The sequence below is a fragment of the Prevotella sp. 885 genome (assembly GCF_002265625.1).
GTDB lineage: Bacteria > Bacteroidota > Bacteroidia > Bacteroidales > Bacteroidaceae > Prevotella.
In genome coordinates, this window is sequence record NZ_NOVE01000038.1 from 1 (window position 1) to 11,875 (window position 11,875).

An 11,875-nucleotide genomic window follows, 5' to 3' on the forward strand; every position below is an offset into this window, starting at 1 on the left:
TGGCTATCCTTTTAAGGGCTGCATCCACATTAGCCTTGGCAGGAAGGTGAAACACAAAATCATCATCGCCTTTGGGTGGCATCCATGACAAGGCGGTATTGCCGATTGGTACGGCATTGAGAGCCTTGGTTTTCTTTTGGACGATTACAAGCGTGTTCGTTTCATTGTTTCTCTTGATGTCACTCCACCGCAGAGCCTTGATGTCGCTGATACGAAGTCCTGTCAGACAGGCGAAACCGAAAGCCTTTTGTGTCTCTGCAACTCCTGGACTTCTCTCATCTGAAGCCATGAACCTTTTCAGTTCATCGGGAGTGAGATACTGCTTATGTGATGACTTTGGCTTGGGAAAGATGTCTGACTTCTCCAACTTGTAGAAAGGGTTAGCCTTCAATTTACCGAACTTGACAGCCTTGTTGAATACCGCCACTATGCGCTGTTGAACATTGTGAAGGGAGCCTTCACACAAAGGCTTGGCTTCAACTCGTACATACTTCTGTGGTACATAGTCATTCTTCAACCAAAGAAAGAAAGCCTTGAACCATTCCTTGTCGAACTTCCTCAGAGTGATGTGAGGTCTGCGCTTGTTGGCAAGGAACTCGCTCATTAGGTATTTCAGATACTTTGATTGGTCAACAATAGCCTTGGAGTAGTCTGTATTGTCGCTCATCCAGTCGATGTAAGTCTGGATCCAGTCCAAGACTTCGGGAGACTCGTCATTGGGAATTTCCTTCACAATCATCAAGTGACCTACCTCTGGGATGGTCTCTGGATGAAGAATACGCTCTGCCCTTATCTGGTGAGCACGTTGCAATGTTTCTTCGTTCCTTGCTTTGGTTTCTGCATCAACCTCTGGCAACAAATAGAGGGATAAAAATTCAAACTTGCGCTTGCCACCATTGTAGATGTCAAGATACAAGCTTATGTTGTCGTTGGCAAGAGCCTTTTGTCTGATAGTTATTGTCATGTCTCTATATATTTTCGTTGTCAATGATTTATGTGAACATACCGTCAATGAGGTTGATGGCTTCCTCCTTCTTCTTATCCACGATTTTAGCATAGATTTCCGTGGTCTGAATGTTGGAATGTCCCATCAGCTTGCTTGTGGTAAAAAGGTCAGCACCGAGCGTGAGCATCATCGTTCCGAACGTGTGCCGTGAGCAATGGAATGAGATATGCTTCTCTATCCCTGCCGCTTCCGCCCATTTGCGGAGAGCCCTGCCTATAACGGTCTGTGTGGTTGGAATGTCAAAGAAAGGAATATCATTACCTCTTTGCTTTGGCAACCACCGCTTTGCCTCTTCCGAGAGAGGTATTATAACTGGCTTCTCCGTCTTTTGCATTTCCATATCTATGTATTCGCCCTTTCCGTCAGCGGTCTTGAAGATGTGCATCGGAGCAAGACGGTACATGTCACTTAATCGCAATCCGGTAAAACAGGCGAAGATGAAAGCCTCCTTGACCTCTGGACGGTAACTGTCCGTAGCCATGAGGGTGCGAAGTTCCTCAATGGTCAGATACTCTTTCTTGCCATCCTTGGGTTGGATGCGCTCACGTGCATCAAGTTCCTTCATAGGGTTGTTGCGGATAATGCCTTGTCGCACAGCGTTGTTGAGTGCGGTAGAGAACATTCCGAGGTATCGGCTTGCCGTATTCTCGCTGATAGGTCTTGGCTCGCCATACTTGATATGGGAATTTGGGAAGTTACGCAAGAACTTCACATATCCACGGCAAAACTCCGCATTGACCTCTTCAAGAGAAATGAAGCCTTTGTTAGTCTCGTCAAGATACTTCTCCACAGTGTGCATCATTTCCACACGGCAATGGAGCGTTGACTTCTTGATGCCGACACCACCTTCACAATACTTCTTTATCCAAGTAGTGAGAAGCATTGAACCTTGCTTGACGGTTTCCCAATCCTGTATGCCGTGACCATGCAGGGCTTTGATGCGCTCTGCCTTGATGCGTTCTGCAACCGCCATAGTCTGCTTGTTCTGTTCCTTGCAGATAGGGTTGATTTCGGGAACGAGGTAGAGTTTGAGGTATTCATACTTTCTCACTCCCTTATAGTAGATGTCAAGATAGATACTCTTGTTGCCATCTGCGAGCGACTTCAACCGAATTTTAATCGGTTCTTTCAGCTTTACTTGTTTCTTTGGTCTTGCCATGATGTATGAAGTGTTATTTTGTTTTTGTATTCTGCTACATTGGAGGGTCTTTCTCCCTCTTGTTGAAAGTCTATGTCAGATATGGTTTCCTATGCTGACATTTGCTTTTTTTTCTCTTCCCTTACTTCGGAAAACTGATGTAAAGATAAGAAAACAAACCGAGAAACGAGAAACAAAACGGAAACAAGAAACTGTCTTTTATGTCTTTTTAAGAGTGAGTTTGGCAAACATCGGAAAATTCAAATTATCGCTTAAAGCATTGATACTTAGCGCATTTACTTTCATTTGCTTTCTTGTCTTTTCAAACGCATTTTGTAGGACTAAGATATTCTTGACATCCTGCGTTTCATTCTCTTCGGCTTGAGGTCGGGTTGGCGAACTTGCCAATATCGTAATCCGCATCTTCGTGGTATTCGGTATTTCATACAGTCCCCAATTCATCGAGTAGTGCTCAGCATTGTTAGTCCATCTATTTATGTACGTGCTAAGTAGCCCAATCTCTTCACTGCTCATTTTTCCGTGACCGACGGGAGCATTTATTATCATACATTGCTTCGTGGAATTGACGATGCTCTCTTTCCGTAATGCTTTACAGAATGCCCTATTCATGAAGTTCACCTCCGATTCTCCTTCTTTGGATTCCTCAGTGAACATGGAATGGTTGTCAACAAAGATTTCCTTTAAACATTCTTCCGGGATTGGAATTACCCCTGTACCTGCCAGTAAAACGGCGATTTTCTTTTCTGTTGCGTTCATATAAGTTTGTTTTATTGTTAATGTTTTGCAAACTTACTGCGCATGTATGTCAAATTGGGACATACCATCAAAAAAAATATCGTAGCGGAGGCATAATACCTGCACTACGATATTTATCGTGTTATTGAACTTTCGATAGTTCAGTATGTTTAGAATTCCAACACCATTGTCTGGCGCGGACTGAGCTTTACGTTATGGCTTATCACTACGTTTCTGCCCGTTGTGACATCCACGGCTTTCTCGGCATTGCCGATTATCTCGGCATAACGCTTTACGTCGAGTTCGGCTGCAGCGTTTCTGCCGTTGATGACGGTCATGACGCTCTTGCCGTTATACTGACGCGCCACCACGTAAACGCCGTGCTGCGTGCAGAACTGGGTCTGGCTGCCTTTTGTTATCACGTCGTTGCCCTGACGCCAATGCAGCAGACGGCTTATCCAGCCGAACATATCGTTCTGAGCCTTGGTGCGTCCCTTTGCCGTGAAGGCGTTGCGGGCATCGCCAGCCCATCCGCCGGGGAAGTCCTTACGCACGTAGCCGTCTGTGACAGACTTCGTGCCGTTCATCAGAATCTCCGTGCCGTAATAGAGCTGCGGGATGCGGTTTACGGTCAGCAGCAGCGCCAATGCCTGCTTCAGAGCCAGCGTGTCCTTGCCCTCGCCTAAGAAGCGGTCGGTGTCATGGTTCTCAATGAACGCCATCACGCTCTTGGGGTTCGGATAAAGATAGTCATAGCAAAGGACGTTGTATATGCGGTTCATGCCGTTCCACCAGTCGTCTGTCTCCTCATGCTTAGCCTGATTGATGCGGTCGAAGAAGGCAAAGTCCATGACGGTCTTCAGATAGCTGTTCTTCTCGGAGAGCTTGCTGTCCTTCTGCCAGGCGGCAGTATAGGCAGGCTCCGTCACCCACGTCTCGCCTACGGTGTTGAAGTTGGGATATTCCTTGTCGAGCGTCTTCATCCAGAGCGCCATGCCGTCGCGGTCAGCGTAGGGATAAGTGTCCATGCGGATGCCGTCAATGCCAACAGTCTCAATCCACCACTCGCTGTTCTGAATCAGATACTTCATGACGTGCGGATTGCGCTGGTTGAGGTCGGGCATCGTCGGCACGAACCATCCGTCCACCGTCTCACGCAGGTCCACCTTGCTGGCATAGGGATCGAGCACCGGCGTGAGCTTATAGCTGGTCTGCAGATACTTGTCGTTCACCTTGGCGTTGCCGTCCATCGTGTCCATCTTCTTCTGATGCTCCTCGGTCTGATATTCGGGCAGGAGCCATTCTGAAGTGTTAAACCAGTCCTTCGACGGCATGTCTGCCACCCAAGGATGGTCGAAACCGCAATGATTGAAAATCATGTCCATCACCACCTTCAGTCCCTTAGCATGAGCCTCGTCCACGAGACGCTTATACTCGTCGTTGGTGCCGAAACGCGGGTCCACGCGATAATAGTCTGTAGTGGCGTAGCCATGGTAAGACGAGTTGGTGCCATTGCTGGGGCTGTCGTTCTCCAGAACGGGCGTAAACCACAGCGCCGTTACGCCAAGGTCTGTGAAATAGTCGAGGTGCTGGCGTATTCCCTCAAGGTCGCCGCCATGACGCAGACTCGGAGCCGTGCGGTCGCAGGTCTTGTCGCGCATTGTCTTGAAGGCGTCGTTCTTGAGATTGCCGTTGGCGAAGCGGTCGGGCATGAGCATGTAAAGCACATCCTCATTGGTGAATCCCATGCGCTTGTCGCCCGCCATAGCACGGTCTTTCAGCTCATACTTCACCTTCTTAGTCTGCTTGCCCTGCTTGAAGCTGAGCGTCATCTCGCCCGCCTTCGCGCCTTCAAGGTTGAGATAGAGGAAGAGATAGTTGGGCGAGTCGAGACGTGCGATAGAGTCTATGCGCACATCGGGATAGTTGACCTCCACGTCCGCGTCACGCACGTCCTTGCCGTAAACCATCAGCTGGAGCGACGCATCCTTCATGCCGACATACCAGTTGGTGGGTTCGATGCGGTCCACCTTTACTGCTGCATTCAAGCTCATAGCCCCCATAAGCATTATTAATGATACCAGTTTTTTCTTCATTATCTTTTTTATATTATGGTTCTTACTTTCTGTATAATATCAGCGCCGACTGCTCGTCTGCCAGCACCTCCTTACCTTCGAACGGCATTCCGATGCCTTCCTCATTGATGACGCCGTTGCAGCAAGCCACCGTGTATTCGCCTTCGGGTACGCTGACCAGCTTGGCTTCCTTGTTGGCGTTGAGAATGACGATGATGTCCTTCCATGAGTCGATGCCCTCAAGGTTCTTCAGACGGAACGCCACAAGGCAGTCGTCGGTGGCAATAAACTCCAGATGATTCCTTACTGCGTCGGCATTGGCGAGGCGGAAAGCGGGATGATTCTTGCGAAGACTTATCAAGCCTCGATAATACTCGAACACCTGAGGATACTGCTTGAGGTTATCCCAGTGGAACTCGTTGATGCTGTCGGGCGACGAAAAGCTGTTATGCACGCCCTTCTTGTCGCGGAGCATCTCCTCGCCAGCAAGCATAAATGGCACTCCCTGCGACGTGAAGATGGCTGTCTGAGCCAGCAGGTCGAGGCGGATAAGCTCTGCCATACGGTCAGCTTCTGACCTCGACGCGTCCTTCAGACCGGGAATGCTCGCCTTGAGACGATCCACAAGGCACATGTCGTCGTGACAGCTAACGTAGCTGATCTGCTGTGTAGGATTGTTGGTCCACGGCTTACGGTCGTAGTTGACGCGTGTCATATCCACCTGGTTATGGGCGATGCCACCCACGATGCCGAACTTCAGGCTCTCCTCCTCACCCTTTATTCCGGCAAGGAAAGCGCCCTTCGTGTCGTCGGAGAACGGTCCGCGAAGTGCGTCACGCATGTCGTCGCTGAAAGCTCCGATGCCGTTCAGACGGGGTGTGTTGGCTTTTATGGCAAGCTGGTCCTGCGGATAGGCACACGTTCCTGCGCTCCAACCCTCACCATATATATATATCGAGGGGTCAATCTCGTCCACGGCAGCGCGTATCTGGTTCATCGTCTCGATGTCATGGACGCCCATAAGGTCGAAGCGGAATCCGTCAATGTGGAATTCGTTTATCCAGTACTTGACGCTCTCTATCATAAACTCGCGCATCAGCGGACGTTCTGAAGCCGTCTCGTTGCCGCAACCCGAACCGTCGGAATAACGTCCGTCGGCTGTCTTGCGATAGTAATAGCCGGGATAAGTGCGCTGGAAGTTGCTTCCGTCAATGTCGAACGTATGGTTATAGACGGCGTCGAAGATGACACGGATGCCAGCCTTGTGGAGCGCCTGTACCATTTCCTTGAACTCACGGATGCGCACCTCAGGACGATAAGGGTCGGTGGAATAGCTTCCCTCGGGCACATTATAGTTCTTAGGATCGTAGCCCCAATTGAATTGTGGGCGCTGTAGCTGTGTCTCGTCCACCGAAGCGAAATCGAACAGCGGCTGGAAATGGATGGCGTTGACGCCGAGACGCTTCAGATAGTCGATGGCGCGAGGCTCTGTCAGAGCCAGATACTTGCCACGATGCTGCATGCCCGAAGTGGGACTGATGGAGAAGTCGCGCATGTGAAGCTCGTAAATCACGAGGTCGGCAGGCGACGCAATAGCCGGACGGCGGTCGTCAGCCCATCCCACGGGGTCGGTGTCAGCCATGTTGATGATGGCGCCACGGTTGCCGTTGACGCCTACAGCCTTGGCAAACGTGCCGGGACACTCGCCCTTGCCTATATCGAAAGTATAAAACATGCCACTAAGGTCGCCCTTTACGGTAGCCTCCCAACGGTTGTCGCCTATGGCACGCATCTTGACAGTCTTGACGGGTTTGCCACCCTGTCCTGCCTTATAGATGCGCACTTTCGGGAGGGAAGCTGCATTGAGGCGGAATACGGTCTTTGTCTTACCGTATTCCATCTCGTCGAAGCGCCCCTGAGCATTTACGTTTAACGTAATCATTGCGGCAAGAAATGCCGAGAACATATAATTCTTTTTCATGTCAGTAGCGTACGTATTGTTGTTATTTAGCAATAAGCGACACAGCAAAACCACCGCCACGTGCCTCCTTTATCTTCAGCACATCGCCCTTCTTGACGGTCTTGTGCAGAATTTGGTAAGCCTTCGGATTGTGCTCATAGTCGGCGTCCTTGGCGTCCTGATAGATGGCGCAGTCATACTTGCGACCCTTGTCGAGGAAGTTGAGGCGTACCACAGCCGTGCGAGCCTCTTCGCCTGTCTTGCCACCCACGAACCAGTTGTCTGTTCCCTTAGCCTTGCGTGCCACAGTGATGTATTTGGCTGGCTCTGCCTCCAGATACTTCGAGTCGTCCCAGTCACAAGCCACATCGCGGATGAACTGGAAAGCATCGTCATACTTCTCATAGTGTTCGGGCAGGTCGGCAGCCATCTGCAGCGGGCTGTACATAACCAGATAGAGCGAGAGCTGTCCGCAGAGTGTGGTGTGGACGAAGCTCTTATTCTGGCTCCAGTCAGAGAGACGTGTCTCGAAGATGCCGGGCGTATAGTCCATCGGACCACCCTGCAGACGAGTGAACGGCAACATCACGGTATGGTAAGCCACGTTACCTCCGAATGCCTCATACTCCGTTCCGCGTGCACTCTCATTGCCAACAAGGTTAGGCCATGTGCGGCAGATGCCGGTAGGACGTGTAGCCTCGTGCGCATTCACCATGATGTGGTGCTTGGCAGCTGTCTCAACGACGCGCTGATAGTGATTGTTCATAAGCTGGCTGTAGTGGTATTCGCCTCGCGGAATGATGTCGCCCACGTAGCCGGTCTTCACGGCGTCATAGCCATACTTGTTCATAAGACGGAAAGCATCCTCCAAGTGACGCTCGTAATTGAGAGCTGCGGAGGAAGTCTCGTGGTGCATCATCAGCTTCACGCCCTTGGAGTGGGCATAGTCGTTGAGCATCTTAATGTCGAAGTCGGGGTAAGGAGTGACGAAGTCGAAGACGTCAAGCTTCTGATGACCGAACCAGTCTTCCCATCCTTCGTTCCATCCTTCCACCAGCACTTCCTGCAAACCGTTCTTTGCAGCGAAGTCGATGTAGCGCTTCACCTCCTCGTTAGTGGCACCGTGCGTGCCGTTGGGCTTGCACTTGCTGTAGTCGGTAACGCCGAGACGAACCGACGGCAGGTCGTTGGTGTAGCTCCATGTCTTTGTTCCGACAATCATGTTCCACCACACGCCACAGTACTTTGTGGGATGAATCCATGAGGTGTCCTCTATCTTACACGGCTCATTGAGATTGAGAGTGAGCTTGCAAGAGAGCATGTCGCGTGCGTCGTCGCTCACCATTACGGTTCGCCACGGAGTGTTGAAAGGAGTCTGGATGAATCCCTTTCTGCCCACGGCGTCGGGTGTCAGCCACGACTCGAACACGAGGTTATTGTCGTCGAGATTGAGGTGCATCGTGGGATAATCCAGGCAGGCAGCCTCATGTATATTAATGTAGAGTCCGTCCTTGGTCTTGAGTTGCAGCGAAGTCTGAACGCCGGTGTCGGAGAATACGGTAGTTGACGAGTTGCTCTTATATGCCTCGCGGTTCTTTGCAATGACCTCACGGATGCCGGTAAGCGGAGTGATGTTATATTCATACTCCTGCGTGTCGTAGTCGCCGGGAATCCAGTAAGCAGTATGGTCGCCGGTCATAGCAAACTGTGTGTGCTCTTCCTTTATCACGAAATAGTTGAGCTCATGCTGCTGCGGAAACTCATATCGCAATCCCATACCGTAATCATACACACGGAAACGTATGGTGATGTCGCGGTCTGAGGAGGGCTGGTGAAGGTTGACAGCCATCTCGTTGTAGTTGTTTCGGATGGTTGATGTCTCGCCCCACACGGGTCGCCAAGTCTCGTCGAAGGTGGATGTCTGCGTATCCTTTATCTTGAAACCGTCCATGAGATTGGTCTCCTCCATGCCCTTCGAGGCGTGCTTGTCCTTGGCAAGCTCCAGTCCGAGGTGAGAGGGGCTTACCACCTGCTTGCCCTTATAGGTCATTTCGTACGTGGGCTGTCCCTTGTCTGTGAGCGAGAAGGTGAGCGACACGTTGCCGTTGGGCGACTTTACGGTCTGGGCTGCTGCCATCATAGGGAGCAGCGCAGACAGTATCATGTATGTCTTCTTCATTCTGACGTTTGTCTTATATGTGTTTTATTGCTTTCTGCTATACGGAGTTATCTGCCAGCCTGACTGATGAGCGTGCTAATCTCATCCGTGAACTTGTCGTCAGCCATGAGATCCTCTATGTTGAGGTGCATGCGGTAACGCCAGTAATGCTTCGGGTTGGCAGGGATGTTGATGCGTTCAGCGTCAGCATCGGGCAGACGCAGACGCTCGTCCATGGCGAGCCAGTCCTGAACACTCAGCACGCAGAGCATTGATGGAGAGTCGAGATGACGCGCAATGATGTCCTCTGCAAGCCATCCTGGCAGCGGATGCGGAGCCGGTCCCTCACGATGGAGCATCGAGTTATAGTAGTCCTGCGTACGTTCATAGTTCTCGTCCCACCACTGGCGGAGCGTAGGCATGTCGTGGCTGGATATGGTGCAAACCGAGCGGTATGGGTTCTGGCTGAGATGTCCGAAGCGCGTTGTGGGCGACTTTGGCATGCTCTGCAACTCAAGGCTGAATATCTTCAGCTCTTCCATCACCCAAGGAACACAGTCGGGCACCATGCCGAGGTCCTCTGCACAAACGAGCATACGTGTGGCCTGTACCAGCTTGGGCAGCTTCTTCATAGCCTCACGATACCAGAACTGATTGTTGCGACGATAATAATAGTCGTTGTAAAGACGATTGAAAGCCTCCTTGTCTACATCGTAGAGCGACTCATAGATGAAATCGAGCTGGGCAGAGATGCGCGGATGGAACATATCGGCACGGTTGCGGTCGCGCACGAAGAGCACGTCGCTCACAAGCGAATAGAGTCCGTCGCGCAGCCAAAGGTCTTCCTGTCGGGTCACGCCGGCAAAGCGTTCCTCTATCTTGCGCTGCGTGTTCACCTCGGGCTTCATGCGATAACGCTCGCCGTCGATGCGCTCCAAGTATTCGCTACGCACCTCGTCTGCACGCTCATGGAAGATGCGGTCGAGCACCCAATCGGTGATGTAAGGCTCGGTGAAGCGCTCCTCCTGGAAGTTCAGCCCGTACTGCATTATCTCCTCACGACTCATTGCCTGCGACGGAACGAACTGACCTGTCAGACCGTATACGCAGTCGATAGGTATCTCCCAGATGCGGAAGAATCCCAACACGTGGTCAATGCGGTAAGCATCGAAGAACTTCGACATGTTCTGGAAGCGGCGCACCCACCACTTACAGCCGTCCTTCAGCATTTCGTCCCAGTTGTATGTGGGGAATCCCCAGTTCTGTCCGTTGACAGAGAAATCGTCTGGCGGCGCTCCCGCCTGTCCGTTAAGATTGAAGTATTTGGGTTCCATCCACACGTCGCAACTATATCTGTTTACGCCGATGGGGATGTCTCCCTTCAGGATTACGCCCTTCTGCTTGGCATACTCGTGAGCCGCCTTCATCTGCGAAGACAGTACGTACTGCACGAAATAGTAGAAAGCCACCTCCTGATGCTCCTTTGTGCGAGAATCCGACAGCATCGCGCGGTCATCCTCGTTCCATGTATTATGGTCTTTCCATTGTGTGAAATCGGCTGTGCCATACTCGTCTCTCAGCCATGAATACTGAGCATAGGGCACCAGCCAGCTTTGTGTTTCCTGGAAGAACGCCTTAAACTCTGCGCTCTTCATAATCTTCTTACCTTCCTGTTGAAAAACTTTCCTTAAATATCCTGATTTGAAAGCGTTTACCTTCTCATAGTCAATCTGTGGCAGAGCGTTGAGTTGGCTGCGCTCTGCTTCCGCCTCACGACGTGCTTCCTCGTCCTCCAGCTCCGGCAATGCGCGAAGATCGGCATACTGTGGATGTATGGCGAAGATGCTGATGCAGCTGTACGGATAAGAGTCGGTCCATGTATGGGTGATGGTGGTGTCGTTGATGGGAAGCAGCTGCAGCACGCGCTGTCCTGTCTTCGCCATCAGATCTATCATCATCTTCAGGTCGCCGAAGTCGCCTATGCCAGCACTCTCCTTGGTACGGAGTGAGAATACTGGGACAAGTGTTCCAGCCAACTTGCGGTTCCATATCTCGAAGAAAGCCTGGTCAAGGCTGTACATTACCGTCATGCCCTTCTTCATGTCGGGCAGAGTGAGGCAGCGGTTACAGCCACATTCCCACATCATCACGTGTCCGGAAGCGTTGGTCACCACGAACTTCAGCTCTATGCTCTCGCCTTGTAGCTGCGAAGCGTCGATGTCGACAGCCCATTCGCAGTAGTTGTGGAGCGTCATGGGCAGCGCTTTGTCAGGACACCATTCGCCTAAAGTCTTCTGCGCTCCCACCACAGCCAGACGTTCGCCTTCACGAAGCTGCGGCGCACGTACGATAAGACGCAGCGTACGGTCATAGGACGTGGACTTAAGAGGCTGCGGCTGCTGATGGTTGATGCAGTCCGTAAAGGCGCTACTGTAGAGATACGAGTCGTCCGGCATATCGTTCCAGCGGTCGTAGACGTGATATTCTGTTGCAGCGGTACACGTGAAGTCGAGCACATGCTTCACCGTCTGCCATTCGCTTCGCTCGTAAGCGCCATCAGCCGTCACCTTATAATAATATGTAAGGCTATGGTCAGACTTGCGCTGCGAAAGGTCGCACCACCACTCCGCTCCGTTAACGGTGGTCATGCGATGTGTCTTCACCTCGTCATTCTCCACGATGCAGAGCGAGATTTCCTCACCGAATGCAGTACGGTATTCTATATGAAAATGTAATGTCATTATGTATTTGGGTTTAGGTTTGTTACCATGAAAACTGTTTC

General features: G+C 51.3%; 7 protein-coding genes. All 7 read right to left on the reverse strand.

Going from position 1 to position 11,875, the window contains the following annotated elements:
* The coding region (locus CHL74_RS10855; RefSeq protein ID WP_094881171.1) for a site-specific integrase at positions 1 to 964 on the reverse strand (964 nt) is incomplete at its 3' end.
* Positions 965 to 992: 28 nt separating this feature from the next.
* Positions 993 to 2,165, reverse strand: a complete 1,173-nt coding sequence (locus CHL74_RS10860; protein ID WP_094881172.1) for a site-specific integrase — start codon at positions 2,163 to 2,165, stop codon at positions 993 to 995.
* 198 nt (positions 2,166 to 2,363) lie between these two features.
* The gene (locus CHL74_RS10865; protein ID WP_094881173.1) at positions 2,364 to 2,921 is read right to left on the reverse strand and encodes a hypothetical protein; all 558 of its coding nucleotides are present in this window, start codon (positions 2,919 to 2,921) and stop codon (positions 2,364 to 2,366) included.
* A gap of 149 nt (positions 2,922 to 3,070) precedes the next feature.
* A complete protein-coding gene (locus CHL74_RS10870) occupies positions 3,071 to 4,996 on the reverse strand; it encodes a glycoside hydrolase family 13 protein (RefSeq protein WP_094881174.1) in 1,926 nt (641 codons plus the stop codon).
* Positions 4,997 to 5,018: 22 nt separating this feature from the next.
* On the reverse strand, positions 5,019 to 6,956 hold the full coding sequence (pulA, locus tag CHL74_RS10875) for a type I pullulanase (protein WP_094881192.1): 1,938 nt from the start codon (positions 6,954 to 6,956) through the stop codon (positions 5,019 to 5,021).
* Positions 6,957 to 6,978: 22 nt separating this feature from the next.
* Positions 6,979 to 9,114 (reverse strand): glycoside hydrolase family 97 protein, encoded by a 2,136-nt coding sequence (locus tag CHL74_RS10880; RefSeq protein ID WP_094881175.1) that lies wholly within the window; start codon positions 9,112 to 9,114, stop codon positions 6,979 to 6,981.
* Positions 9,115 to 9,161: 47 nt separating this feature from the next.
* Positions 9,162 to 11,834: a 4-alpha-glucanotransferase gene (locus CHL74_RS10885; RefSeq protein WP_094881176.1), complete on the reverse strand. Its 2,673-nt coding sequence runs from the start codon at positions 11,832 to 11,834 to the stop codon at positions 9,162 to 9,164.
* Positions 11,835 to 11,875: the final 41 nt, after the last annotated feature.

Coding starts and splice junctions, on each gene's coding strand:
- CHL74_RS10860 (WP_094881172.1), bottom strand. CDS start 2,165: ATGGCAAGACCAAAGAAACAAGTAAAGCTGAAAGAACCGATTAAAATT.
- CHL74_RS10885 (WP_094881176.1), bottom strand. CDS start 11,834: ATGACATTACATTTTCATATAGAATACCGTACTGCATTCGGTGAGGAA.
- pulA (WP_094881192.1), bottom strand. CDS start 6,956: ATGAAAAAGAATTATATGTTCTCGGCATTTCTTGCCGCAATGATTACG.
- CHL74_RS10880 (WP_094881175.1), bottom strand. CDS start 9,114: ATGAAGAAGACATACATGATACTGTCTGCGCTGCTCCCTATGATGGCA.
- CHL74_RS10870 (WP_094881174.1), bottom strand. CDS start 4,996: ATGAAGAAAAAACTGGTATCATTAATAATGCTTATGGGGGCTATGAGC.
- CHL74_RS10865 (WP_094881173.1), bottom strand. CDS start 2,921: ATGAACGCAACAGAAAAGAAAATCGCCGTTTTACTGGCAGGTACAGGG.